The sequence below is a fragment of the Chryseobacterium sp. GTID13 genome (assembly GCF_056172655.1).
In genome coordinates this window covers 377,272-401,267 of the sequence record NZ_JAOCMB010000005.1, presented here as the reverse complement: position 1 = coordinate 401,267, position 23,996 = coordinate 377,272, and the positions used below count along the sequence as shown (strand labels likewise).

The 23,996-nt window shown below is 39.7% G+C and carries 27 protein-coding genes and 2 pseudogenes; 7 read left to right on the top strand and 22 right to left on the bottom strand.

Features of this window, described 5'->3' with window-relative positions; genetic code table 11:
- Positions 1 to 40: 40 nt before the first annotated feature.
- Positions 41 to 427, top strand: coding sequence for a hypothetical protein (locus N4G44_RS07770; RefSeq protein WP_474925735.1), 387 nt, complete (start codon positions 41 to 43; stop codon positions 425 to 427).
- 197 nt (positions 428 to 624) lie between these two features.
- Here N4G44_RS07770 and N4G44_RS07765 read toward each other — a convergent pair whose 3' ends face one another.
- A complete protein-coding gene (locus tag N4G44_RS07765; protein WP_474925733.1) occupies positions 625 to 897 on the bottom strand; it encodes a helix-turn-helix transcriptional regulator in 273 nt (90 codons plus the stop codon).
- On the bottom strand, positions 876 to 1,244 hold the full coding sequence (locus N4G44_RS07760) for a helix-turn-helix transcriptional regulator (protein ID WP_474925731.1): 369 nt from the start codon (positions 1,242 to 1,244) through the stop codon (positions 876 to 878). Before N4G44_RS07760 ends, N4G44_RS07765 begins: the two co-directional genes overlap by 22 nt.
- Positions 1,245 to 1,436: 192 nt before the next feature.
- Here N4G44_RS07760 and N4G44_RS07755 point away from each other — a divergent pair, with 192 nt between their 5' ends.
- The 4 genes from N4G44_RS07755 (at position 1,437) to N4G44_RS07740 (ending at position 3,593) form a co-directional block, all read left to right on the top strand.
- Positions 1,437 to 2,063 (top strand): superoxide dismutase, encoded by a 627-nt coding sequence (locus N4G44_RS07755; protein WP_474925730.1) that lies wholly within the window; start codon positions 1,437 to 1,439, stop codon positions 2,061 to 2,063.
- Between the two features lie 23 nt (positions 2,064 to 2,086).
- Positions 2,087 to 2,587, top strand: coding sequence for a DUF2480 family protein (locus tag N4G44_RS07750; RefSeq protein WP_474925727.1), 501 nt, complete (start codon positions 2,087 to 2,089; stop codon positions 2,585 to 2,587).
- A 4-nt stretch (positions 2,588 to 2,591) separates the two neighbouring features.
- On the top strand, positions 2,592 to 3,146 hold the full coding sequence (locus N4G44_RS07745; RefSeq protein WP_474925726.1) for an NADPH-dependent FMN reductase: 555 nt from the start codon (positions 2,592 to 2,594) through the stop codon (positions 3,144 to 3,146).
- Positions 3,147 to 3,245: 99 nt separating this feature from the next.
- On the top strand, positions 3,246 to 3,593 hold the full coding sequence (locus tag N4G44_RS07740; protein WP_474925724.1) for a 4Fe-4S dicluster domain-containing protein: 348 nt from the start codon (positions 3,246 to 3,248) through the stop codon (positions 3,591 to 3,593).
- Positions 3,594 to 3,682: 89 nt separating this feature from the next.
- Here the strand turns inward: N4G44_RS07740 and N4G44_RS07735 are convergent.
- From N4G44_RS07735 to N4G44_RS07715, 5 genes and pseudogenes are all read right to left on the bottom strand, one after another.
- Positions 3,683 to 4,417: pseudogene (locus tag N4G44_RS07735) on the bottom strand (ketopantoate reductase family protein); the annotation flags it as partial.
- Positions 4,418 to 4,437: 20 nt separating this feature from the next.
- A complete protein-coding gene (locus N4G44_RS07730) occupies positions 4,438 to 4,617 on the bottom strand; it encodes a 2-dehydropantoate 2-reductase N-terminal domain-containing protein (RefSeq protein ID WP_474925721.1) in 180 nt (59 codons plus the stop codon).
- A gap of 64 nt (positions 4,618 to 4,681) precedes the next feature.
- Positions 4,682 to 5,293, bottom strand: a complete 612-nt coding sequence (locus tag N4G44_RS07725; protein ID WP_474925720.1) for a Crp/Fnr family transcriptional regulator — start codon at positions 5,291 to 5,293, stop codon at positions 4,682 to 4,684.
- Between the two features lie 93 nt (positions 5,294 to 5,386).
- Positions 5,387 to 5,749 carry a hypothetical protein gene (locus N4G44_RS07720; RefSeq protein ID WP_474925717.1) on the bottom strand — a complete coding sequence of 121 codons (363 nt, stop codon included), beginning with the start codon at positions 5,747 to 5,749 and terminating at the stop codon, positions 5,387 to 5,389.
- A gap of 12 nt (positions 5,750 to 5,761) precedes the next feature.
- A complete protein-coding gene (locus tag N4G44_RS07715) occupies positions 5,762 to 6,757 on the bottom strand; it encodes an MsnO8 family LLM class oxidoreductase (RefSeq protein ID WP_474925715.1) in 996 nt (331 codons plus the stop codon).
- Positions 6,758 to 6,901: 144 nt separating this feature from the next.
- Between N4G44_RS07715 and N4G44_RS07710 the strand changes: the two genes are divergently transcribed.
- Complete coding sequence (locus N4G44_RS07710) at positions 6,902 to 7,279, top strand: VOC family protein (protein ID WP_040998916.1); 378 nt, start codon at positions 6,902 to 6,904, stop codon at positions 7,277 to 7,279.
- A gap of 80 nt (positions 7,280 to 7,359) precedes the next feature.
- Here the strand turns inward: N4G44_RS07710 and N4G44_RS07705 are convergent.
- From N4G44_RS07705 to mug, 4 genes and pseudogenes are all read right to left on the bottom strand, one after another.
- Positions 7,360 to 10,843 (bottom strand): annotated as a pseudogene (locus N4G44_RS07705) (protein O-mannosyl-transferase family).
- A 404-nt stretch (positions 10,844 to 11,247) separates the two neighbouring features.
- Positions 11,248 to 12,036, bottom strand: coding sequence for an SDR family oxidoreductase (locus N4G44_RS07700; RefSeq protein WP_474925713.1), 789 nt, complete (start codon positions 12,034 to 12,036; stop codon positions 11,248 to 11,250).
- 70 nt (positions 12,037 to 12,106) lie between these two features.
- Positions 12,107 to 13,273, bottom strand: a complete 1,167-nt coding sequence (locus N4G44_RS07695; RefSeq protein ID WP_474925711.1) for a cytochrome-c peroxidase — start codon at positions 13,271 to 13,273, stop codon at positions 12,107 to 12,109.
- Positions 13,274 to 13,374: 101 nt separating this feature from the next.
- Positions 13,375 to 13,875, bottom strand: coding sequence for a G/U mismatch-specific DNA glycosylase (mug, locus tag N4G44_RS07690; RefSeq protein ID WP_474925709.1), 501 nt, complete (start codon positions 13,873 to 13,875; stop codon positions 13,375 to 13,377).
- A gap of 174 nt (positions 13,876 to 14,049) precedes the next feature.
- Here mug and N4G44_RS07685 point away from each other — a divergent pair, with 174 nt between their 5' ends.
- Positions 14,050 to 14,352 carry a hypothetical protein gene (locus tag N4G44_RS07685; RefSeq protein ID WP_474925708.1) on the top strand — a complete coding sequence of 101 codons (303 nt, stop codon included), beginning with the start codon at positions 14,050 to 14,052 and terminating at the stop codon, positions 14,350 to 14,352.
- 67 nt (positions 14,353 to 14,419) lie between these two features.
- On the opposite strand, the gene N4G44_RS07680 is transcribed toward N4G44_RS07685, so the two are convergent.
- From N4G44_RS07680 to N4G44_RS07630, 11 genes are all read right to left on the bottom strand, one after another.
- Positions 14,420 to 14,785: a response regulator gene (locus N4G44_RS07680; RefSeq protein ID WP_474925706.1), complete on the bottom strand. Its 366-nt coding sequence runs from the start codon at positions 14,783 to 14,785 to the stop codon at positions 14,420 to 14,422.
- A 92-nt stretch (positions 14,786 to 14,877) separates the two neighbouring features.
- Positions 14,878 to 15,393 (bottom strand): chemotaxis protein CheB, encoded by a 516-nt coding sequence (locus N4G44_RS07675; RefSeq protein WP_474925704.1) that lies wholly within the window; start codon positions 15,391 to 15,393, stop codon positions 14,878 to 14,880.
- Between the two features lie 11 nt (positions 15,394 to 15,404).
- Positions 15,405 to 16,235: a CheR family methyltransferase gene (locus tag N4G44_RS07670; protein WP_474925702.1), complete on the bottom strand. Its 831-nt coding sequence runs from the start codon at positions 16,233 to 16,235 to the stop codon at positions 15,405 to 15,407.
- Positions 16,235 to 16,576, bottom strand: coding sequence for a response regulator (locus N4G44_RS07665; protein ID WP_474925700.1), 342 nt, complete (start codon positions 16,574 to 16,576; stop codon positions 16,235 to 16,237). Before N4G44_RS07665 ends, N4G44_RS07670 begins: the two co-directional genes overlap by 1 nt.
- A 24-nt stretch (positions 16,577 to 16,600) precedes the next feature.
- On the bottom strand, positions 16,601 to 16,981 hold the full coding sequence (locus N4G44_RS07660; RefSeq protein WP_474928298.1) for a response regulator: 381 nt from the start codon (positions 16,979 to 16,981) through the stop codon (positions 16,601 to 16,603).
- Positions 16,982 to 16,995: 14 nt separating this feature from the next.
- Positions 16,996 to 20,202: an ATP-binding protein gene (locus N4G44_RS07655; protein ID WP_474925697.1), complete on the bottom strand. Its 3,207-nt coding sequence runs from the start codon at positions 20,200 to 20,202 to the stop codon at positions 16,996 to 16,998.
- A 5-nt stretch (positions 20,203 to 20,207) separates the two neighbouring features.
- The gene (locus N4G44_RS07650; protein WP_474925695.1) at positions 20,208 to 21,353 is read right to left on the bottom strand and encodes a PAS domain-containing sensor histidine kinase; all 1,146 of its coding nucleotides are present in this window, start codon (positions 21,351 to 21,353) and stop codon (positions 20,208 to 20,210) included.
- Between the two features lie 62 nt (positions 21,354 to 21,415).
- Complete coding sequence (locus tag N4G44_RS07645) at positions 21,416 to 21,682, bottom strand: response regulator (protein WP_474925693.1); 267 nt, start codon at positions 21,680 to 21,682, stop codon at positions 21,416 to 21,418.
- Positions 21,683 to 21,910: 228 nt separating this feature from the next.
- The gene (locus tag N4G44_RS07640) at positions 21,911 to 22,255 is read right to left on the bottom strand and encodes a hypothetical protein (protein WP_474925690.1); all 345 of its coding nucleotides are present in this window, start codon (positions 22,253 to 22,255) and stop codon (positions 21,911 to 21,913) included.
- Positions 22,256 to 22,337: 82 nt separating this feature from the next.
- Positions 22,338 to 23,102, bottom strand: a complete 765-nt coding sequence (locus tag N4G44_RS07635; RefSeq protein WP_474925688.1) for a LytR/AlgR family response regulator transcription factor — start codon at positions 23,100 to 23,102, stop codon at positions 22,338 to 22,340.
- 76 nt (positions 23,103 to 23,178) lie between these two features.
- The gene (locus N4G44_RS07630; RefSeq protein ID WP_474925685.1) at positions 23,179 to 23,994 is read right to left on the bottom strand and encodes a RagB/SusD family nutrient uptake outer membrane protein; all 816 of its coding nucleotides are present in this window, start codon (positions 23,992 to 23,994) and stop codon (positions 23,179 to 23,181) included.
- Positions 23,995 to 23,996 lie beyond the last annotated feature (2 nt).

Sequence of the window (23,996 nt, the reverse complement as noted above, 5' to 3'; positions counted from 1 at the left end):
TTTATCCAACTTTTAACAACAATATTATATATTTAAGCTTATGAATAACACAGAAAAAATTATTACAGAAATCAAGGAATTTCATCAGGATATTGAAGCGTGGTTTCAGGGAAAAGAGGATCAGAATGAGCTTTATAAAAAGCTTTTGTCCGGGTTTGATACAGATTTTAAAATGACCACAGGCAACGGGGATACCATTACTTTGGAAGCATTTTCGGAATGGCTTCCGGGGACCTATGCTCAATTTCCCAACCGAAGTATTGTGATTGAAAATATTAAAGCTGAAGCAACGGAAAATCATGGACTGGCATCCTATATTGAAATCCAGACCACCGGTACGGCAGTAACGCGGCGGAAATCATCAGCGGTTTTTGTGATCCGTGAAGAAAAAGCGTTCTGGCTTCATCTTATTGAGAATTGGATCTGATTATTTGGTGTTTTGAATTTAAATTTGCTTGAAGCCGGATGATTTACATTTTTGTAAGGGCTAAAGGATTTTAGCCACAAATTTCGCGGATCGTCACGAATGTTTATGCTGAGGTTTGGTGAAAATTTTAAAAAGTCAGGCTATTGGCCGCTCCTATAGAATTTAATGCCAAAACCCTTTTATCTTTTATCTAAAAATCAGGCATTGATTTTATACACACAGCGCTGACCTCCGGACAAAATGTGATTGATTCTTTCAACCTGGTATTCTTTACCAATGAGATTCCGGAAATTGGAAAGTTCTGCGCGGCAGAATCCCTGGCATTCTGCGGCTGCAGCACAAATTGGGCAGTGATTTTCTATGAGAAAGTAATCATTACCTTCTTTTGTCCATTCCGCCATATAGCCTTCCTCAGTACGGATCTGTACGAGTATGTCTAAGCGTTGTTCTAAAGATCCGGTATTTTCCAAAGCTTTTTTATAGCGGTCATAAGTGTTTTTTCCCTGTCGTTGATCAGCAGATCCAATGCATTTTCTCCCAAAAGATTTTTTACAGATCTGAGGATCTGGACGGTTACATCGGCATGAGAATCCGGAAACTGAGACAGTCCTTTTTCAGTAAGGGTATAATAGGTAGACGGCCTCCCCACTCCTTCGCTTTTTGTGACGGATCTGATGAGTCCTGCTTCCGCAAGATTCAGTAAATGTTTCCTTGCCCCTTCCTTTGTTATGGAAAGTTCCCGGGAGATCAAAAGCGATGTGGCCTCGCCTCTCATTTTTAAAAACATCAGGATGCGGTCTGCTGCCGGCTTCTTCATTTGACAATATTTAAGTTGTTTTATTTTCCAACAACAAATATAGTCATTTTCTATAATCTGCAATTTATAACATTACAAAGCTCATATTCACCCAATTAAAGATCATTTTTAAGTAACTAATAAAACAACAATAAAGTTGTTTTATTGAAATTAATGATTACCTTTGAAATACATTAATTAAAAATAAAAGTTATGAGCACGTTTACACTTCCGCAGCTTCCTTATGCTTACGATGCACTGGAGCCATTTATAGATCAGAAAACAATGACCATTCACCACCAGCGCCACCATCAAGCTTATGTGGATAATCTGAATGTTGCACTCAAAGCTTCAGATGAAACTTCAGATGACCTCGATTCGATACTTCAGAGAATCAGCGAATACAGTCCCGCTGTGAGGAATAACGGTGGCGGACATTATAACCATTCTTTGTTTTGGGAAACTCTTTCCCCACAACCTAAATTAGTTCCTGAAGGAAAGCTGGCTGATGCCATCAATTCTACTTTTGGAAATCTGGAAACCTTCAAAGCTGAAATGAAGAAGGCAGACCTGGGACAGTTCGGTTCGGGATGGGTATGGTTATTTGTAAAATTCAGCGGGTCGTTGGCTATAGCTTCTACTCCTAATCAGGACAACCCGATGATGGATATCCAATCTGTCAACAGAGGTTTTCCGATCCTGGGAATTGATGTATGGGAGCACGCCTATTATCTGGCTTACCAGAATAAAAGAGCCGATTATCTTGATGCATTCTGGTCGGTTCTGGACTGGTCCGTCGTAGAAAGAAAATACGAAGAAGCTTTGTCAAAAATCAAATAGAAAATCTGGTACGAATTTACATTATGGATCAGAAAATTTTTATCAATAAAGCAGAAGCTTCCGGGATCATCGCTTTCGATCTTTTACACTATAAACCCTCTGTAGAAATTGTGGAGCTGGATATCAAAGATCATCTTTTCATGGGAATGATCGTGAAGGAAAAGGAGTTTAAGGAATCAATTGCTGCTGTAGATTTTTCTGTATACAACGAAAAAGCTGTGGGGATCATCTGCTCTACAGATGCCATTATTCCGCCGTGGGCATTTATGATGTTAATGGAGAAATTATCACCTTATGTCAGGTATGCAGATTTAAATAATGCCGAAACCATTTTGCTGGACCTCTGGAAACGCCGCCTCATCTATGCAGACCTGAAAGCTTATAAAAATGAGAAAGTTGTTGTAAGGGCAAACGCCGACCATGATCCGTCCCTTTACTTATTAGCAGCCGGCCTTCTTAAACCTTTGGTTAAAAGCCTGATGTACGGTGAAATAGGTTTGCCAAAAGTAATTTTTAAAACTTAGAAAAATGAAAGTAGTTATTTTCAACGGTTCTTTAGAAAGCAGGCCTGAATCTACTTCCGGACGGATTTCCGGATACTTTGCTGAGAAGCTTGAAAAATCAGGTTTACAGACGGAAATCTTTACTCTGGCAGATTCAGGAATTCCTCTTTTTGACCTGTCCCTGACCCGTAAACCGTTGTCTGTGGAACGCATGGCGCAGGTATTTCTGGAAGCTGAAATCCACATCTGGATGGCTCCGCTCTATCATGGAAGTATTCCTGGTGTAATGAAAAACTGCCTGGATTGGCTTGAAGTGACGGCTAATCATTATAAGCCTTATCTTACGGATAAAACCGTCGGACTGGTTTGCTGGGCAGACGGTTTGCAGGCTATGCAGGGAATCAATACAATGGATGCCGTTGCCAAATCCCTGCGGGCGTGGCCTATTCCTTTTAGTGTACCTATCATAAAATCTGCATTATTTGATCAGGAGGATCCTGCTAAAATATCTGCCCTGTATTCTGATAAATTTGATAAGCTGATCAGCATTGCAACGACAAAAAAGATAGACAAAATATAATCCACTGTTTTTTTCATTTAAATTATGTTTAGACGGAGGGGCTTCAAGGGCTATCAGCCGGTAGAAGCCCCTTTTTAAATTTATAAATCTATAATACGTATGGCAATTAAAATAACCGATGACTGCATCAACTGCGGAGCCTGTGAACCGGAATGTCCCAATTCGGCGATCTATGAAGGGGCTATCGACTGGCGCTGGAAGGATAAAACAAAACTTTCCGGAAAGGTGGTCTTCCCGGACGGCTCGGAAACTGACGCAGATGCCTATCAGCAGGCATATTCGGATGATGTATATTATATTGTACCGGGGAAATGTACGGAATGCAAGGGTTTTCATGAGGAGCCACAGTGTAAAACGGTCTGTCCTGTAGACTGCTGTGTAGATGATCCCGACCACCGTGAAACGGATGAGATATTGTTCAGCCGGCAGGAATTCCTTCATTCTTAAGTTAGAATTCTACATTAGAAACAAATATAAAAGCGGGAATAAACCCGCTTTCAGCTTATCAATCAGGTTAGTTAAAATATGCAAACAGCTTACAAGCTTTTTATCTCATTATAAATTTTCTGTGTGAAAGGGGTATCTACTTTCAATTCTTTTCCAAATTCCAAAATAGCACCTCCTAACAATTCAAGTTCGTTATTTTCTTTTCCTGAATTGACATCAAGCTGTAAGGATGTTGGAGTCTCGAAAGGAAATGTAGCTGCTTTTTCAAATGTTTTCTGAATAATATCTTCATCCAGAACAATCATTTTTTTGTCAGCGATCTTTTTTATTTCTTTCATGATTTCAGAAGCTTCCTTTTTCTGGTTTTCATCTGAACACACTGCTCCGATGGAAGAATTGTGCTTAGCTGTTACCAGACCGAAACTGGCAATGAAAGTATATTTCGTCCAGATATCCGTCAGAGAATTGTCTTTAAAATCGAAGTCAATTTTGCTTTCTTTCAGCAGCTCTATAATCCAATCCACATCGGCAGAAAAATGTTCCGGGTCCCTTCCTACAATCATTTTCCCTGCCTTTCCTTTATGCTCTACAATTCCCTTTTCTTTAATGTGAGAAGCTACATAAATACAGGTCGGAAGAATGGTATTATCAGGAATTATCCTTCTTATTCTTTCATAAATATCTGCTCCGTTCATCATGGGAAGCAATACCGTGTCTTTGCTGATGACGTCTTTCAGCTGCTGACAAATATTTTCAAGATCATATTCTTTTACACAGATCAAAACCAGGTCGGGATCTTTCACATCACTGATGTGCTGCTCAACAGCATCGGGATACGTACGGTTTACAGGATGCTCGGGGAGAGAAGAACCAAACCGCTTTCTTTTACTTTCCGGTAAGTTTCTCCTCTTGCCACAAAACTGATTTTATATTTTTTGGAAGCTTCATTTTCCTGGTTTATTTTAAATCCGAAATATCCGCCTACTCCACCAAGTCCAAGCACTGCAATATGTTTCTTGCTCATAAAATTTATTTTTGACAAAGATGAGTCGCAAATTTTGAACTATCGCTTGACAAATGAAAAGAAATTATATTTTATTGATCCCCCTTCTGATACGGCTCAATGAACTGTCTTTAATTCCCAGGTAGGAAGCAATAATCTTTAGGGGAACGAACTGGAAAATGTTGGGATGCTTTTTCATGAGGTTAAAATACCTTGTAGAAGCTTTCTGGCTGGCCATTTCTATCAGCCTGTCATGAATACTGTAATAATTAAGTACAAAAAGAAGTCTGCTGAATTCTCTGAATTCCGGGATATTGTGAAAGTTATGCTGCACATTTTCCAGGCCGGTTTCCCAGAAAGAACAGTTGGTAATCGTTTGGTAAGTTTCTTTTGCAGGCTGTTGTCTGAAGAACGACAGAAAATCATTGACAAAACAAGGAGCCGCATAAATATTGGTAGTAATTTCTTCGTTGTCCTCATTCAGGATAAAAGAACGGACATAACCTTTTTCCAGGAAAAATGTTTTGGTGCTTACTTCATCCTTATTCAGCAAAACTTCATTCGCTTTTAATTCAAAGTGACTGAATGTCTCTGTGATTTTTTCAACGACCTCTTGTTTAATATCGAATAAGGAGTGAAAATAAGTATTAATTGAAGATTTGTCCATATAATTCAAAGCATTTTCAGCAACTTTCAAAATTAGAAAATTTCATTGATAATTACTTTGAATAAAAGATTTACAAAATAAATATTTCTGTTAAAAAAATCAATGATTAGTTGATCCTTAAAGTTAAAATTCTTCCCAGCCTTCATTCTGCGGGTCATATTTTGCAAATTCGCCGGTATCGGTAAATTCGGAAGCCGTCATTCCCACTTCAAAAATAGAATTCTCGCTCAGGTTTGCCCTGAAATACAGCCCTCTTTCGGTGAGTAATGCGCTCCCGAAATCCTCATCGGGATGAATAAAGTGCAGTCCGGCCTCATCCTTTCTTACCAATTCATATTTATATTTTAAGAGACGTTCTTTCAACCGGATGACCTGGTCTTCCGTTAATGGAACAAGATTTTCTTCACGGTCAAAAAAACTGTCATCATCGGCTGACTGTTCTTTTTCTTTTGTTTCAATACTGAATAGCTGGATCGTATAGCTCATGAGATTTACGGATTATTGATTGGCCAATATAATACTTTTATAGGTATTGATCCGGTCGGTCTCATTATACATATTACAGAGGATCAGAAGTTCGTCTGTATTGTACTCTTCAGACTTTTCCTGCAACCGTTCAGCAATAGCGCCTGGAGTATCGGTAATGATATGATCCAGAATCTTAAAGAACTCCTCTTCATCCTGACTTCCCAGTATTTTTTGTTCAATTATTTCAGTTGGAAGAAGGGCCTGAGGCGCCTGGATATGCCGGGCCTGCAAAAACTGGTATGCCATTCCATAGGCATTATACCGGGCCGTCTTCAGATCATCGGCAACAGAAGCGGCAATCGCTATCTGAAGTGAAGGGACCGGAGAATATTGATTTTTATCAAATTCTTTCAGATAGGTCTTCGTACTTTCCGTACCGGGTCCGCTTCCCATAAAATCTGCATATGAATAGCCTACTCCATGCCTCGCAGCTTCTCTAGCGGATTGAATCCCGGAACCCAGCCAAAGGATATCCGGCAGATAATCAAGATTTTCAGGCTGGGCAATAAGACCTTCGTAGATTCCTTTTTCCTCTTTAATGTATTGTATAATTTCTTCAAGCTTGGTTTCCTGGCTGGATAAAATGACCGGCCGGTGGTTGTTCAATGCAGAGACAGCATCTTTCAATCCTCCCGGTGCTTTTCCCAACCCCAGAATAAAGCGCTCCGGATAAAGGCTGCCCAATATTTTGGCCCACTCTGCAATTTTATAGGCAGAATAATTTTTCATCATAATCCCTCCTGTTCCTACTTTGATCCGTTGGGTTTTGCTTAGGGTAACGGCACTAAGAATTTCGGGACTTGAGCTTCCATAGGCTTCCACACCGTGGTGCTCGGAATAAATAATATTGTGAAAACCGGCTTTATCTGCAAACAAGGCGAGATCAATACTGTTTTTTAATGCCTGCAACGAACTTCCTCTTTCAATGGTGGGAGACTGATCGAGAATGCCTAACCTTAATTTCATATCTGCTTACTTTATTGTAAAGCTAAAAATAATGATAAAATATAGTTACAGTTCATCATTTATCATTTAATTTTATATTTGGAATCAGGGAAATCAGGAATCAGCTTCCCGGACAGACTAATTTTAACAATTTAAAAAACAGACATGAAAAAAGTAACAGGAATCGGCGGTATCCTTTTCAAATCAAAAGATCCCAATGCCATGAACGATTGGTATAAAACGCACCTTGGCCTTGAAACCAGTCCTTACGGAACAAGCTTTGAATGGCGTGAGAGTGAAGACCCCTCGAAAAAAGGCCTTACCCAATGGGCTCCTTTTGCAGAAACCACGAAGTATTTTGAGCCTTCTGCGAAAGATTTTATGATCAATTACAGGGTAGACAATCTGGAGGCCCTGGCAGAGGAACTAAAAAAGGAAAATGTTACGATTCTGGATACTATTGAAACCTATGATTACGGAAAATTTCTGCACATCCTGGATCTTGAAGGAAATAAAATCCAGTTATGGGAACCTATTGATTAGTTGTTCATTATATAAAAGTTAAAAAGTCCGGATTTGTACCGGACTTTTTCTTTATTTAGGCTTATTTTATTTAGATACAACTAGCGGGTTGCTTTCATCAATGCTTTGGTAATCTGGTCTTCTTTCTCTTTTGAATAAGTAGAATCGTAAGGTTCCATCACATCAAAAAGGTATTGGTAGAAGGGAGCAATTTTCTGTACCTTTTCAGACTCTTTTATAGCTTTTTCCTTACCCTTCTGCTGAAGGTTTCTGATGAAAACATTGAATTTTTTATCAATCGGTTCTATGGATTTTAGAAGGTATGCATACGCTTTTTCATTATGCCCAAGTTTCTTATAGGCATCTGTAACTGCACCTACTATCAGAGAATATTCCATTGGCTTTACTCTCATCTGCCTCACCGACTGTTTTTGGAATTCAGGGAAAGACTCAGATAATAATCGTATTCTTCAAAGATTTCCTTTTTCAGATTTTCTGCCAGCTGAAGTCCTTTTTTCTCCTGGCCTGCCATAATATATCCGGTTACTATAGAACTTAATGAACGCGGATCATTGTATTTTTCAGCAGGAATTTCTTTTGATGCAAGATCCAGCAATTCTATAGCTTTAGCTTTCTGTCCAGTTAGTGCCAATGCTGAGGCTGCCCTGCCGACAGCCATTCTGTAGACTATAATATTTGAGGTCGCTGCTTCGTCATAATGATTCCGCAGATCTTTAAAATTACCCCATCTGAAGTTTTTTACGATATGATAAAGTGAATTGACGTCTACCATTCCTATATCTCCATCCGGCCCTGGCGCTGAATGAATCGGCACAAGCTTATAGCTGAAACCCTCAAACTGCAGATATTCATCAAGATAGAAGGTATTTTCGCTGTCGTAAATTCCTCCTGATGAGAAGTTGACCGGGCGCTTCCAGTCGAAATTCGCCAGCATATCCATCATCATCAGGTTATTTTTATAAAGGGTGTTTCCTTTATAGGTAATCATGATCTGGTTCACCACCTTTGGAAGATCCGCCTGGGTGATAATTCCTGCTTTTAAAGCGTTTTCTTTATTAACAGGGAGAATAAATCGGTTGACAGGTAAAATATTGTACTGCTCATACTTCTCTTCCCCGAAATACATTTTTAAAAGCTCATCTTTTTCAGGAGACTTTGACTTTAGGAAACTGATTGCCTCTTTTAGGGTGATGGAATCCTGCGTCAGGTATTTTCTGAAGGCTCCGAACTCAGTATCAGGAGCTCCCTGCTCTTTCAGCATAGAGAAAATTCCTTCCCAGTCTTCTTTTTTCATCAGGTAGATCTGGTCATTCACTCCATCCCTGTAATCTTCATGGTTCAGTTGTGAAGGAATCGGGTTGGCCTGGTATGTTTTCCTCTTTACCTGATCAATATACCATGGTGTGGCTAAAAGCGTAAAGTTGACAGTTTTTACATCATCCCTGAACCGTTCCGTCTCCTGTATAGCCCATACAGGGAAGGTATCATTGTCGCCGTAAATAAAAATAATATCGTCTTTAGACAGTGATTTGAGAAATGAATAGGCATAGTCCCGCGCCGCTGATTTTTTACTGCGGTCATGTGGTGCATAATTCTGGAAGCCCATCATGAACGGAACGCCCAGTAAAATCACCCCTAATGCAATATTAGCTCCATTGGATTTTACTTTTGACTGGATAAACCATAAGATAGCCGCTGCTCCAAGACCGATCCAGATGGCAAATGCATAGAACGATCCTACCATTGCATAATCTCTCTCCCTTACTTCAAACGGTTTTACGCCGGTATAGAAAACAATTCCTATACTGGTTAAAATAAATAATGAAAGCAGGGCATAGAATCTTCCAAAATCCCTGTTCAACTGGAAAAAAAACCGATCAGCCCTAAAATCAATGGTAAAAAGAAGAATTTTACCGTACTCTCATTCTTGAATTTAGCAGGCATTTTATCCTGGTTACCAAGCAAAGCATTATCGATGAGAGAAATTCCGGAGATCCAGTTTCCTTTTGTGTTTTCCATATTTCCTTCAAGGTCGTTCTGTCTTCCCACGAAGTTCCACATCAGGTATCTTACGAAGTAATAGCCATTCTGGAAGGTGATGAAATAGTCCATATTCTGGGTCAGAGAAGGCTTCTGAACGTTGATCAGATTATATGGCTTAACTTTCAAATAATCTTCCGCTGTAATGGTTTTATCTTCATATTTCGTTCTCAGTTCATCAAAAATCTGTTTAGCCTGCGGATTATCTGCCACATCTTCATTGGCATAATTGAAAGTAAAATCAGGAGCTCCGTACATAGAAATGTAATTAGCCATCACGTCTTTATCCTGATTGAACATCCTTGGCATCAGACTGATATGAGATTTACTGAATACATAATTGAAACGGTCACCTGTTTTTCTGTAAGTTCCGGTTTTTTCATCTTTTTCGTAGATGTCGCCCGTCTTTTGGGTCTTGTAACTTCCGTCTTCATTCTTTTCCATTCCGTTGGCATCAAGGAAAGCTGTGTAATTTTGACCATAAATGGTAGGCCAGTCACCATATTGTTCCCTGTTATAGTAATCCAGCATACCAATTGCAGTATCGGGATCGTTAAGGTTCATTGGTGGATTAGCATTCGCTCTGATAGGAATAACCATCCAGCATGAAAAACCGATGATCATATACACGATAGATAAAGTGATTGTCTGGAAAAGGTTTCTTTTTGATTTCCTGCTATATTTTATGATTAAAAAGGATATCAAAGTCATCAGAATAAATGCAGCAATGGTTCCTGAATGGAAAGGAAGTCCAAGACCGTTGACGAAGAATATTTCAAGTCTTCCGAACATCGTCATGATCAGTGGGAAAATAATTTTGAATACAATGATCAAAATTCCCAAGGTGATGGCGTTCGCCCAGATAAAGTTCTTCCAGGTAAATTTATAATTTCTTGCATAATACACTAAACATACCGCTGGAACTGCAAGCATACACATCATGTGAACCCCTACAGAAAGTCCTAATACAAAGAAAATAAGGATAATCCATCTTTCGCTGTCTTTGGCAAGGTATTCATTTTCCCATTTGGTAATCAGCCAAACGAGTAAAGCAATAAACATGGAAGCCATGGAATATACTTCTCCCTCCACTGCAGAAAACCAGAAAGTATCCGAAAAATTAAAGCATAAAGCTCCTACAGCTCCTGCAAAAAGAATGGAAATCTCCTGGTGTCTGGTCACTTCATCAAAATCCTTGTTCAACAGCCGTCTTACAAAATGGGTAATCGTCCAGAATAAAAATAAAATCGTAAATGCACTGAACAATGAAGACATCGCATTGATCACAATCCCATAATTCTGTTCATTTCCCAATGCAAATATACTGGCCACAGCCCCTACAATCTGGAATAAGGCAGCTCCGGGAGCGTGCGTTACTTCAAGTTTTACCGCAGAGGAAATATACTCCCCACAGTCCCAGAAACTCAGATAATGCTCCATGGTGGAGCCGTACGTAATGAGTGCAATGGTAAAAATCACCCATCCTAAAACGGTGTTCCACTTTTTAAAAGACCAGTTTTTCATATACTATATAATTTCAATACATAGTAAGACAACCCAGATGGGGGAATTATTACATAGGGCTGTACAAAAATCTATTCAGTTCAGATAAAGGCAGCCGCGTTGTACTAAAAGATCATTTCAGCTTAAACTTCATGTTCCTGTATTCCCGGATCAATTATGATTCGGTTTCTTGTTACGTTACTGAAATTTTGATTGAAGACTTGTATTTTTTTTAACGCAAAGTTTTTTTAGAGAGTGCTAAATTTTAAGAAGGCAAAGGGATCCGACTGCGTCGTTGATGAAGCTGAACGGGTAAAAAGATGCTTAATCGAATCAACAAAGCTGATCTGCTACTGTTCTTGTTTGATACCGCAACTAATTTCTTAATTTCTTAATTTCTTAATTTCTTAATTTTAATACTTTAATTAATACGTATTATTCAATCCTCCATCCAAAGGAATGCTCGTTCCGGTAAGATAAGCCGAATAATCTGATGCTAAAAAGGCTGCCAGATGACCATATTCTTCAGTTCTTCCCAATCTTTTCATAGGAATTTTATTTTCTCTTGCCTTTTTTATTTCTTCCTGAGACTTTCCGGTCTGCTGGGATTCATGGCGGATCAGATTCTGAATGCGTTCGGTATCAAAATATCCTGTGAGAATATTGTTCACTGTAACCTGATGCTGTGCCACTTCAATGGACAGGGTCTTCGCCCATGCAATTACCGCTGAACGGATGGAATTTGAAAGGGATAAATTATGAATAGGTTCCTTTACAGAGAGTGAAGAAACGTTGATGATGCGTCCGTGTTTCTGCTTTATCATATGAGGCAGGGCCAACAATGTTGTTTCGCAAACGGTTTTAAAAAGTAAATCAAATGCTTTTTGATAATCATCCACCTTTTTATCCAGTGCCGGGCCTGGCTCCGGACCATTGGTATTGTTGATCAGAATATCTATAGAATGACTGCTGAAATATTCAGAAATAATTGTTCTGTAGGCTTCAAAATCGGAAAAATCGGCTACCAGATACCGATGCTTCTGATGAGGACCCACGATAGGTAGTGAAGATACTATATTTTTCAGTTTGGCTTCGTTGCGAGCCATTACGGTTACATTAGCCCCACATTTTGCGAGTTCTAAAGCGATTCCTGCTCCTATTCCCTGGGTAGCTGCTCCTACCAAAGCATTTTTTGAAAAAAGTTCAATATTCATATGTATTGCTGGTTGCTGCATATAAATGTAGCAAAAAAGCTTTACATTCCGGCTACATGTTCTTTTATGATTACTGAGGCAGTACCGGAGGCATAACTCTTTCCGGCTTTGTAGACAGAGTCCGTAGAAATGCTTCCAGCTGGGCAATTTCTTCATCAGTAAGATCAAGCAGTCTTACAAAACCCGATTTTTCAGAAGTAAGGGTTATTCCCTGATGAACTGTTGCACGTTTTTGGGAATGCTCGGGATTTCCTCTGCTGTAAAACCGGATCACTTCCGTAAGGGTTGTCATGGATCCGTTATGCATCCACGGGCCCGTTCTTGTTACTTCACGCAGTCCCGGTACACGGAATTTCCCGGCATCTTCCGGATTTTTGGTCACCAGATATCTTCCCAGATCTTCTTCTTTTGATCCTAAAAGAGAGGATCCCACATTTTCAAACTGATTATTGGAAAAATAACCGGAACTGTGGCAGTTCATGCATTGTGCTTTGGTACGGAAAAGGTGAAGTCCCATCAGCTCATCATCGGAAAAAACTTCGGATTTCCCGTCAATAAACTGATCAAACCTGGAAGTTCCGCTTCTGACAGTTCTTTCAAAAGCAGCCATGGCTTTGGCAATCCGGTCCTTTGAAACGGTTTTATCTCCAAAAGCTTTTTCAAATAAGATTTCATAGCCTTTGATTTTGGCAATTTTCCCGGCTGCCAGATCAATATGTCCGTTCATTTCCCTCTCGTCCCGGATTGGCATTTCCGACTGCTCTTCGAGAGATTTAGCGCGGCCGTCCCAGAACAGGGTTCTTGCATAGGCTACATTCAGGATGCTCATCGCATTTCTGGTGCCAAGCTGCCTGTTGTGCCCGAAAGAAAAAGTCCGGTTATCGCACCAACCGAGTTCGGGATCATGGCAGGAAGCACATGCAATCTGGTCAGATTTGGAAAGCCGGGGATCGTAGAAAAGAGTTTTTCCCAGCAATGCTTTGTCTTCGGAATAGGGATTATCGTTTGGAAACTGAATATCCGGCAGATGTCCTATTTCGGAAAAATAAGGCCTGGCTTCGGGATCCAGGATCGGTTTTGGCCATTTGGAAGAATCTCCGGAAGAATATAATTTCCTCAATTCAGCAAGAAATGTGGCTTTTTCTTTTGTTTCTTTCCGGACACGGTTGCTGAAGCAGTTGTTCAAAAGAGAAACGGTAAGAAATGTAATTAATATCCAGCTCAGGACATTTTTCATGGTTAACAGCTTTTGGCAAAAATAAAGAAATCTGCCAAATAGTTTTTAAAATGGATTGGGAAGGTTATGTTTTGAAACATGAATCCAGGAGCTGTCGCCTATTATTTTTGAATTTCCTGGTAAAACCGGCTGTAAGACTCAACCAGATCATCCAGGGTAAAGCCACGGTTCAGACCGCTGGTATTCGGCAGTACCCAAACTTTTGAACCACAAAATTCTTCCGGCTGTTCACCCCACGGAATAGGCTTCTGTTTTGAGAAAGCCTGGTAAGCTGCCTTACCGAGAAATACAAGATATTGGGGCTGAAATTCGGTTATTTTTGCTTTAAAGGCTTTAAGGGAATCATCAAATTCATTTTTCAGAAGTTCATCTGCACGGGAAGTTGCCCTTTCTACAGCAGTTGTAAGTCCGTATCCGAAGTTTAAAATACTTGTATCATTTACAGCCTCAATCTGATAAGGGGTAAAACCAGCCTGATGCAGGACTTTCCAAAAGCGGTTGCTTCGCCCCGAGAAGTGATGACCGTCTTCAGCAGATTTTAAACCGGGATTGATTGCGCAGAAAACAACCTTAAGGTCTTTGGTAATGATATCTTTCAACATATTTATTAAGACTGCTTATCTGTAAAAGATTTTATGGTTTAAATGCACAGCAATATAATATTTATTTTAAAATACTCAATACCTACCCCGTTTACCATTGATTATCAATTAAAAAAACTTTAAAAAAACAAGTATGGCATAAATATTATTGTATATTCTATAAATACACCAAAGATGGAAAATATGTTACAAAATATAGACCTGATCCACCGGTATTTATCTCTCAGCATAGCTAATGAGTTTTCCCTGAACATTGATCTGGAAGGTGAATATACCTTTACCCAGAATATTGTATCGAAAAAAATGATCATCGCGGCTACATTTACGAATAAAATACTGGTCTTCCCTGAATTGAAATTATTTTTATCCGCACTGATCTCTGACATCAATAACGGAAATTGTAGTATTGATTTTCTCCGTGAGAGAGTAAGATATTTTGAAGGGAGAACGAAGCAGCCTCTGCGAAAGATTATTTAAACATAAAAAATCCTTACAGGTGATGTAAGGATTTCTATAATGTATAGGGCCATTTACCCGGTTCATTTTATTTCTGTAAATATTTGGCCACTTTTTCTTCCAGATCATCCAGATTAAATGGTTTTGCCACATAATCATCCGCCTGGGCCTCTTCTGCCAATCTGACGATATCATTATTGGCCGTTACATAAATAACGGGAATCGACCGGAATTCCTCATGGCTTTTTAAAAGCTGAGTCGCCTGCACTCCTCCGATTTTTGGAATCCAGTTATCCATAAGAATAACATCGGGCTGAAATCTGGAAACTTTTTCCAGAATATCATGAGATGTTTCTGAAATTTCGACCTGATACCCATTCTCTTCAAAAATGATGGTAATAACCTCTAAAATTGTTGTATCATCATCAAAAATCAAAATCTTCTTTGTACTCATATTCTTTTTATTTTAATCCTAGTTTTTTTATATTGTTTATAGTTGATTGATATAATCTGCCAGATTATCCGGCTTAATAATTAAGTCATAATCTACTTCCTGCAAAGCATGTCTGGGCATATAATCCACTTCCGCCGTCCCGGGCTCCTGGATCCAGACTTTTCCTTTATTTTTTTGATAAATCCCAAACCTTCCACTCCATCGGCATTGGCTCCTGAAAGCAAAACTCCTATCACATTTTCACCATAGATTTCTGAAGCAGATTTAAAGGTGACATCAATGGAAGGGCGCGAATAGTTCATTTTCTCTGAAAAGTCCAGCGACATCATATTTTTGTTTTCGAACAGCAGGTGATAATCTGCGGGAACCACATAGACTTTATTGTTCTCAATTTCTGTTTTATCATCAATTTCCACGACATCGATTGAAATAAACTGCTGCAGCAATGTCTGCAAAATGTTGGTGGAATAAGCCTTACGGTGCAGAATAAGCACAATAGGAAAAGCCAAACCGGTCTTTAATTTTTTAAGCATTCCAAGAATGACCTGGAGGCTTCCCGCAGACCCTCCTATCACAATTAATTCTGTCTTTGTATTGGCTGTTTCCATGATCAAACGTATTACATATGTTCTGCCTTTTTCCAGATTCTCTGGTCGTCTACCTGATGGTAATTCCTGTCCAGTCTGGAAAACCTTAGGGTTTCTTTTGCACCCAGTGCGAGATATCCCAGATTTTCAAGGCTGTTATCAAAAAGCTTAAAGACGCGTTCCTGCAGTCCCCGGTCAAAATAGATCAGTACATTTCTGCAGATAATCAGCTGAAAACTGTTAAAAGAACTGTCTGAAACCAGATTATGGGTAGACAGGATGAGTTTTTCCTGCAGACTCTTATCAAATTTTACACTGTCATAATTGGCGGTATAATAATCGGAGAAGTCTTTTTTACCGCCTGATAGCATATAGTTTTCGGAATACGTTTTCATCTGATGCAATGGAAAAACTCCTGAGCGTGCAGTTTCCAGAACGGACGGGTTCAGGTCTGTACCGTATATCAGAGATTTGTGGTACAGATTGGTTTCCTTAAGCAATATGGCCATTGAGTAAGCTTCTTCACCTGTAGAGCAGCCTGCCACCCAGATCCTTATGAGCGGATAGGTTCCAAGCTGAGGCAGAATTTTCTCCCTGAGTGCTTTGAAAAAATGCGGATCGCGGAACATTTCCGTGACATTCACCGTTATTTCTTCTACAAAACGTTTCAGGTATTCCGGATCGTTGACGATGGTATACCGGAGTTCTGCAAAGCTGGTAAACCTGTCGATCAGGCAGATGCGGTTTACCCGGCGCTTAAAAGAGGCCCGGCTGTATTCTGAAAAATCATAACCGTACATCTCATAAACATCTTTTATCAGGTATTCTACTTCTTCATCTTTTACAATACTCGGTTCCAGCATTATGCAAGTTTTTCTATGGCGGTCATCAACTGGTCTACGTCAATCGGTTTAGACACATAATCCTGTGCTCCTGCATCGAGACATTTCTGGCGGTCTTCCGGCATGGCCTGCGCCGTGACAGAGATTACAGGAATCTGGCTGATAGACGGTGTGTTTCTTATTGTCTTTATGGCTTCATACCCATCCATTTCAGGCATCATCATATCCATAAGGACCACGTCTATTTCATTTTCTTTTAAAATCTGAATTGCTACTTGAGCGCTGGTACAGCTGTCGATCTGATATCCGCGGGATTTCAGGGTCAGCTTGAGTGCAAATATGTTCCGTGGATCATCGTCCACAATTAAAATTTTCTTATTCATCATTTAACTTTCATATAACCATACACGCAGTAAGGACAATAACTGATCAATATCCACAGGCTTCGAAATATAGTCGGAAGCACCTGCTTCAATACATTTTTCGCGGTCCCCGATCATCGATTTTGCGGTAATGGCAATGATCGGAAGCTTTTTGAATGCCGGCATTTTCCGGATTTCTTTAATGGTTTCGTAGCCATCCATTTCAGGCATCATCATATCCATAAGAATAACGTCTATATCTTTGTGCTCTCCTATTTGCTGCAGGGCATGTTTCCCGTCCATGGCAACAACAACTTCCACTTTGTATTTTTCCAGGGCTTTGGTCAAAGAAAAGATATTGCGGACGTCATCATCGGTAATCAATATTTTTTTACCACTCAGCACTTCTGTCAATGATCCTAAAACTTTATTTCTTGCCGTTTCGACAGAGTTGTTTTTTCTTCCACCAAATGTAAGAATAATCCTACTTCATCTAAAATCCTTTCGTAAGAATGGGCTGTTTTTACCACGATGGAATCTGCATACTGCTTGATCTTAAGCTCTTCCGATTTGGATAAATTGTGCTCTGTAAAAATAATAATCGGCAGGTTTTCCAAGCCTTCATAGCTTTTGATTGATTCAATAACCTGATATTCATTTCCTTTTGCAGCTTCCAGAATGACACAATCCACATTGGAGGTCAGAGCTTTGACACTGTCTTCAACATTATTTTCTACTGATAAGGAAATATTGAAATTACTCAGGAAGTAAGCAAGCGCACTGGCGTGTTTGGCATTGTTTTCTACAATTAATACCTTTTGGGGAGATCTCTGAAGCGCTTCTTCAATTTTTCTGAAAACATCGGTCATTTTATCAAGGGCCATCGGCTTGTTGATGAAGTCAATAGCTCCTTTCATCAGACTTTCTCTTTCAAGCTGAAGTACGGACATCATGTGTACCGGAATAGGTTTGGTAACTGGATTGGATTTTAGTTCGTCCATTACCTGCCATCCGTCTTTCACAGGCAGCTGGACATCGAGCAGGATAGCCTGCGGATGGTACTGAACTGCTGCGGACAGCGCATGATCCCCTCTTACCACCACTACTCCTTTGTACTGGTTCATACGGGCATATTTGAGGAGTGCTTTGGCGAAATGAATATCGTCTTCAACAATTAATATCACTTTATCCTCATTGGTAATTCCGTCACGGTCATCTTCTATAGATTCGGGAATCGGCAGTATTTCAACAGGAACGGCCGGTTCAGCCTCCGTATCATCTAAAATGTTCTTAATTTCTTCAACGTCTTCGCGGATGATTTCCACGAGGTGCTGATCGGTTTCAGGCTGCACGGTTTCAGAAACAGCAGTTACGGGAATGATCAGGCTGAATTCACTGCCTTCATTCACTTTACTTTTCAGGGTTAATTCTCCTCCAAGCAATCTTGCAATTTCACGGCTTATGGAAAGTCCCAATCCGGTTCCTCCGAATCTGCGGCGTGTAGAGCCATCAGCCTGTTGGAATGCTTCAAAAATAATGGCCTGTTTTTCCTCCGGAATCCCTATTCCTGTGTCTTTAACACTGAAAATGATGAAATTCTTCTTTTTTGGATCTTTTGCGATATTCAGCTTAATGCTTCCTTCTGATGTAAATTTTAAAGCATTGGACAAAAGGTTGCGCAGGACCTGATCTACTCTGAGCCTGTCGGTTTCTATTGTTTTTTCAACATCACTGTCTATGTGAACTTCAAATTTGATTTTCTTTTCCTGGATTAACGGATTAAAGAGGCTTTTCAGATCGGTCACCACATCATTAATCAGCACATCCTGATATTCAAGGGACATTTTCCCTGATTCTATTTTGGCAAGGTCCAGGATTTCATCGATAAGGGTAAGGAGGCTGCTTCCTGAGCTCTGAATGACTTTTGCAGATTCTATCTGGTCTTCATTGAGATTTTCATCCGGGTTTTCAACCATCAGCCTTGAAAGAAGAAGAATTGAATTCAGCGGTGTTCTCAGCTCGTGAGACATATTGGCCAGGAATTCAGACTTGTATTTCGTACTGAGTGCGAGCTCTTCTACTTTTTTCTGGATTTCGCTGTTCCTTTCTGCAATAAGATGGTTTTTTTCTTCCAGCATTCTTGAACGCTCCTCGAGTTCGGCATTAGCCTGCATCAGCTCTTCCTGCTGTACTTTAAGTTCTTCTTCGGATGCCTGTAGTTTTTGGGTCTGGGCTTCCAGTTCCGTATTCAGGTTTTCCAGTTCGGAGTGCTGTACCTGCAGTTCTTCCGACTGTGCCTGTGTTTCTTCCAGCAATTGCTGTTCTTTTTCACGGCCTTTGGCTGCATTTAAAGCAATTCCTATGTTTCTGCTGCATTCATCAAAATAACTGATCCTGTCTTCATCGAAACCGAGAGCGGATCCTAATTCAATAATACCGATACAATGGCCGTCTGCGTGAACCGGAAGCAGAAGTATTCCGTTAATTTTTATTTTACTGCTTGCAAAACTTACGGCAAAGTCTTCTTCATTCAGGTTGTTATAAGCTTGTGTTTTTTCATTGGTAAAAGCCTGGCCTACCATTCCTTCTCCCGGCTCGAATGTTTTTTTCATATTACTCTCCAGGCCGAAAGCGGTACTCAGCTTAAGGATTCCATCATCAAAAAGATATAAGGCTCCATTGATGCATTTCCCATAACTTACCAGCTGATTTAAAGATTTGTCGGAGACATCCTTCACGGATTTATTCCCTACCAGAGATTCATTGAGCAATGCAAGCCCTTTCTGGCGCCAGTCGCTTTTATTGATTTTATCGAAGGATTTTTTCAGTGAATCGGTCATATGGTTCAGAGACTCCACCAGATCACCGAGGTCATCCTGTGAATGATCTACTGCTTTCTGGCTGTAATCGCCGTTGGCAACCCTGTTCGCAATTTCACGGATCGCACTTACCCTTCTGCTTATTTCCAGATCTTTTGCTCTTAATTCTTTTTCCAGTTTGTCTCTGCGGATAAGATCCGATCTCAGTTTTACATAAAAGAATATAGTAACCACCACCGCTGCTATTGCCGAAACAATAATGAACATAACGGTTGTACCGGATGAACGGTTGAGTTCTTTGTTCTTAATTTCAAGCTGGCTTTCTTCGTACTGTACAAAATCGCGGACGATCTGGCGGCATTTGTCCATGTAGCTTTTGCTTTGCATGATCTGCTGCTGGGTCATTACAATCCCATTTTTCCTGTTCTGAACAAAGTACTTTAAATTGTCAACGTTATTTTTGACATTTTCTTCCAAAGCATGTAAACGTTCGAGCTGTTTTTTATCTGAAATATCCAGAGCTTTTGCACGTTCAATGGCTTTGCCATATTCATTTAAACTTCGGTTATAGGGCTCTAAAAAGCTTTCTCTTCCTGTAAGCTGGTAGCCTCTGTTTCCTGTTTCGGCGTCCAGTAAGGCCACGAGAACATCTTTTACAGCGGTAATTGATCTCCGGCTTTGGGAGAGGCTTTCCCTATGGTCCATCTGTTTCTGAATGCTCAGATAGGAAGCCACTGAGCTTGCAATCAGGATCAATAAAGATAGCCCGACTCCAAACTGAAGATTTCTGATTATTTTTTTCGGCATGAGAATTAGTTTAAAGGTAAGGTGAAATAGAAGGTTGATCCTTCTTCTACTTTACTGGATACTCCAATGGTTCCGTGGTGCTGCTTAATGATTTCTGAACAGATAAACAGTCCGATTCCCATTCCCTGGAACTGCAGGGAAGATTCTTCTACCCGGTAGAATTTACGGAAAACAGCGTCCTGCTTAAAATCAGGGATTCCGATTCCGAAATCTGTAACGCTCACTTTTACTTCTTCTTTTTCTTCGTCTACAAAAGTGGTAACGATGATCTGGTTATTTTGGGGAGAATATTTGATGGCATTGGTCAGGAAATTAATAAGAACCTGCTCTATGCGTATTTCATCAAGAGGGATGAGGATTTCGGGATTTATCCCATGTCTTTTTATCTTGACTTTGTTTTCGTCATGGGTCTGGATAATGGTTTCAACAGCACTGCTGATAAGATTTTCAAGGCTGGTTGGTTTCCTGTTGATCTTAAGTTTTCCGTTTTCTATTTTGGAAACATCAAGAAGGTCGGTAATCAGGGTGTTCAGTTTTTCGATCTGGTCCTGAACTTTATTCATGAAGCCGGCTTCTGCACTCTGCTTGTCCAGTTTTAATTTACGGTCGAGCAGCTGAACATAGGCTTTTATGCTGGTTAAAGGTGTTTTCAGCTCGTGGCTGGCAATGCTCAGGAATTCATCTTTTTCTTTTTCGATCTTTTTCTGGTCATCAATGTCGGTAAAGGTACCAATCCAGTTTTTTATGACGTTTCCGTCGTTCACCGGGGTTACCCGCAGGAGATGATACCTGTAGTCGCCTGAATCTACTTTTTTTATTCTTACCTCAAGTTCGAGGGCCTTCTTCCTTTTTCTGCTGCGTTCAAATTCTTCCCTGATATTGTGGTCGTCAGGATGTACTTCGGGAAAATCTATCTCATTATTCGAATACTGATACCATTTATGGTTGACAAATTCTATATTTCCGTCTTCGTTAAGGGTAAAAGCTATCTGAGGCAATGACTCGAGCATCAGCTGAAGATGGTCAATGCGGGACTTCATAGTCACCTGGGATTCTCTTCTTCCTTTAACTTCCAGTTCCAGGCTCTGCTGGGTCTTTTTCATGGCAAGGTTCTGCTCCTGAAGACTGTAAAAAGTTTTAACTTTAAGCAATAAAATTTCAGGATCTACAGGTTTGGTGACATAGTCTTTTCCTCCTGAGGCATAACCGCGGGTTATGAATTTTTTTCGGTATTTACTGCGGACAAAAATATAATGGGAACTTCTTTGGTTTTGCTGTAGTCGGCCAATGTTTCCGCTACTTCGAATCCGTCCATCCCCGGCATCTGCACATCCAGAATAATCAATGCATAATTATTTTTTATTGCTTTTCCTAGAGCCTCTTCTCCGGAATTGGCTGTATCTACCTGAAAATCTTTGGATTCCAGCAGTTTCTTTAGAGAATAAAGATTGCTTTGGTTATCATCAACAATTAAAATCATAGGATGAATCAGTACTTGTGGGTTGATTTTTATTTAAGTACCGCCAAAAATACTCACAAAATTCCGAAAAACATTTATTTTTTTAATCATTTTATGCCTACATACCACACGTATATACTTATAAATCAATTTTTAAAAAAAATAATACTAAAATTTTATTATATTCAAAAAAAGCTTTAATCTGTTACTTAAATGATACTGTATCAGTGGACTTATCTTAAAAATGGCCTAAGATTGCAGAAACATTAACCATTCCTGTAATAAATCCCTGATGTCTGTTAATAAAAAAACATCGGCCTGGTCATCAATAACAAGATAAGGATATTCAATTTTCAGGTCGATATGTTCCAGGACCATTGAATCATAAGGAGTATAGTCGGGATTTTCAGCGCTGTTCAGATAGTGATCTATTTCTTTTATAAGCACCTCTGTACCAGGCTTATTTAAATAATTTAAAAACTGAAGCAAATTATTCCCATCCACCATTCCATCTTTCCTGATACAGTTATAGCCGATGTTCCCGCCGGCGGTTACTTTCAAAAATTCAAGCCCGTATTGATCTTTTTTACTCATGATTGGTTTTTACAGTATTTCCGGAAATTTCTTTTTTATTTTCTGAGTATTAACAGGAACTATTTTTCAAATATTAAAGCAGTTAATTTTTGATCCAGTTTAAGCATTCTGTAATCTGTCTTTTGCTGATAAAAACATCTGAATTGATCTCGGGAGCCGGGGAAAGCTTCAGTTCCACTTTCTGGCTGGAATGCTTGATGATCTCAACAATCGCAGTCTTATTGATGATAAATTTGCGGTTGATCTTAAAAAACAGCTCCGGATTCAGCTTGTGGATGATATCTTTGATGGTATCATCATAAATATAGGTTTTGCCATCCCTGGTGGTCAGAAACAGGTATTTACCGGAAGCAAAAAAATAGGCCGTCTGATGCTCGTCTATGGATTTCAGTTTGTTTCCTTCACGCACCATAAAATGATTCATCTTTTCCTGATTTTCCGGGTGGCGTAAGGTGGAAATGGATTGCAAGACGGGCCCGGGATCAAAATTGGACCGTATGGAAATGAATTTCTGAAGGGCTTTATGCAGATCGTCTTCTTCAAAAGGTTTCAGAAGATAATCGATGGTGAAATGCCTGAAAACTCTCATGGCATATTCATCAAATGCAGTGATGAAAATAACCGGGGTAAAAAGCTCCACATGCTCAAATATCTCCAGGCTCATTCCGTCGCCGAGGTGAATATCCATAAAGATAAGGTCTGCAGAATGGTTTTCGAAGAAGTCGATAGCCTGCTTTTTGGAACGGAGAATCACTGTTTCTGTAACAGGGACAATGTTCTGCTTATCCAAAAGATCTTTAAGATAATTAACAGCCAGCAGTTCGTCTTCTATAATGGCGATTTTCATAACCTTACAAAAGTACAAAAAAACCGCTTAAACTATTACGTTCAAGCGGTTTCAGGAGTTGTTAATATGAATGTTTTTATAAATTCGGATTATTCTTCTTGGCACTCATCGGATATTCTATGGTGTATCTCGGGTCATTCTGCTGAAGGATATACTCTACTCCGTTGACGATATGAATGATTTTTTTCTGGTCTGCTCTTCTCAGATCAAACCATCTGTGGCCTTCGAGAGCAAATTCCCTGAATCTTTCATCCAGAAGGTAACTCATGAACTGTGAAGCACTCATTGGATTGACCTCATTCTGAACAGTTGTATATCCTGCAGGGGTATATCTGTTGGCTAAAACTTTCAGTAATACTTCTTTAGCATCATCAAGCCTGTTAAGTTTTAATAATGCTTCAGATTTTATAAAGTATAATTCAGCTGTTCTGAAGGAAACTCTGAAATTATTACTTCCTCCTTTGATAACTTTATACCTGTTGCTGTTTTTTTCAAAATAGACTCCAAATCTTTTGTCTGTGCTCTGATTATACTTTGAAATCAATTCCGGAGAGGCAAAAATTACATTCTGAACATTGGTATTCAATGGGTTATCCAATGCCAGGATAGACTCCACGGATGCATAATGATTAGGTGCGGTATTGCTTGTATTTAAATTACTTAATTCCGCTTTTACGCTCAATACTGCTTGTGCATACTGCAGCGCTTTGTTCCAGTTTCCCTGGTAAAGAGCAAGTCTTGCATTGAAAGCCATGAGTGCATTTTTAGAGAATTTATAGTTAGCCCCGGCAGCCTGCTGCTGTTCTACCATAAGTCCCTCCGCTTTTTCCATATCTTCATGAATCTGGTTGTAGACTTCCTGTACCGTAGAGGGCTTTAATACGGCTTCCATGT

Bases quoted from the DNA above. Each gene is read 5' to 3' on its own strand.
- N4G44_RS07750 (WP_474925727.1), top strand. From the start codon at position 2,087: ATGGATCAGAAAATTTTTATCAATAAAGCAGAAGCTTCCGGGATCATC.
- N4G44_RS07715 (WP_474925715.1), bottom strand. From the start codon at position 6,757: ATGAAATTAAGGTTAGGCATTCTCGATCAGTCTCCCACCATTGAAAGA.
- N4G44_RS07755 (WP_474925730.1), top strand. From the start codon at position 1,437: ATGAGCACGTTTACACTTCCGCAGCTTCCTTATGCTTACGATGCACTG.
- N4G44_RS07720 (WP_474925717.1), bottom strand. From the start codon at position 5,749: ATGAGCTATACGATCCAGCTATTCAGTATTGAAACAAAAGAAAAAGAA.
- N4G44_RS07630 (WP_474925685.1), bottom strand. From the start codon at position 23,994: ATGGAAGCCGTATTAAAGCCCTCTACGGTACAGGAAGTCTACAACCAG.
- N4G44_RS07730 (WP_474925721.1), bottom strand. From the start codon at position 4,617: ATGAGCAAGAAACATATTGCAGTGCTTGGACTTGGTGGAGTAGGCGGA.
- N4G44_RS07680 (WP_474925706.1), bottom strand. From the start codon at position 14,785: ATGAGTACAAAGAAGATTTTGATTTTTGATGATGATACAACAATTTTA.
- N4G44_RS07710 (WP_040998916.1), top strand. From the start codon at position 6,902: ATGAAAAAAGTAACAGGAATCGGCGGTATCCTTTTCAAATCAAAAGAT.
- N4G44_RS07740 (WP_474925724.1), top strand. From the start codon at position 3,246: ATGGCAATTAAAATAACCGATGACTGCATCAACTGCGGAGCCTGTGAA.
- N4G44_RS07635 (WP_474925688.1), bottom strand. From the start codon at position 23,102: ATGAAAATCGCCATTATAGAAGACGAACTGCTGGCTGTTAATTATCTT.
- N4G44_RS07700 (WP_474925713.1), bottom strand. From the start codon at position 12,036: ATGAATATTGAACTTTTTTCAAAAAATGCTTTGGTAGGAGCAGCTACC.
- N4G44_RS07770 (WP_474925735.1), top strand. From the start codon at position 41: ATGAATAACACAGAAAAAATTATTACAGAAATCAAGGAATTTCATCAG.
- N4G44_RS07640 (WP_474925690.1), bottom strand. From the start codon at position 22,255: ATGAGTAAAAAAGATCAATACGGGCTTGAATTTTTGAAAGTAACCGCC.
- N4G44_RS07670 (WP_474925702.1), bottom strand. From the start codon at position 16,235: ATGCTGGAACCGAGTATTGTAAAAGATGAAGAAGTAGAATACCTGATA.
- N4G44_RS07645 (WP_474925693.1), bottom strand. From the start codon at position 21,682: ATGATTTTAATTGTTGATGATAACCAAAGCAATCTTTATTCTCTAAAG.
- N4G44_RS07675 (WP_474925704.1), bottom strand. From the start codon at position 15,393: ATGGAAACAGCCAATACAAAGACAGAATTAATTGTGATAGGAGGGTCT.
- N4G44_RS07695 (WP_474925711.1), bottom strand. From the start codon at position 13,273: ATGAAAAATGTCCTGAGCTGGATATTAATTACATTTCTTACCGTTTCT.
- N4G44_RS07760 (WP_474925731.1), bottom strand. From the start codon at position 1,244: ATGAAGAAGCCGGCAGCAGACCGCATCCTGATGTTTTTAAAAATGAGA.
- mug (WP_474925709.1), bottom strand. From the start codon at position 13,875: ATGTTGAAAGATATCATTACCAAAGACCTTAAGGTTGTTTTCTGCGCA.
- N4G44_RS07655 (WP_474925697.1), bottom strand. From the start codon at position 20,202: ATGCCGAAAAAAATAATCAGAAATCTTCAGTTTGGAGTCGGGCTATCT.
- N4G44_RS07685 (WP_474925708.1), top strand. From the start codon at position 14,050: ATGGAAAATATGTTACAAAATATAGACCTGATCCACCGGTATTTATCT.
- N4G44_RS07745 (WP_474925726.1), top strand. From the start codon at position 2,592: ATGAAAGTAGTTATTTTCAACGGTTCTTTAGAAAGCAGGCCTGAATCT.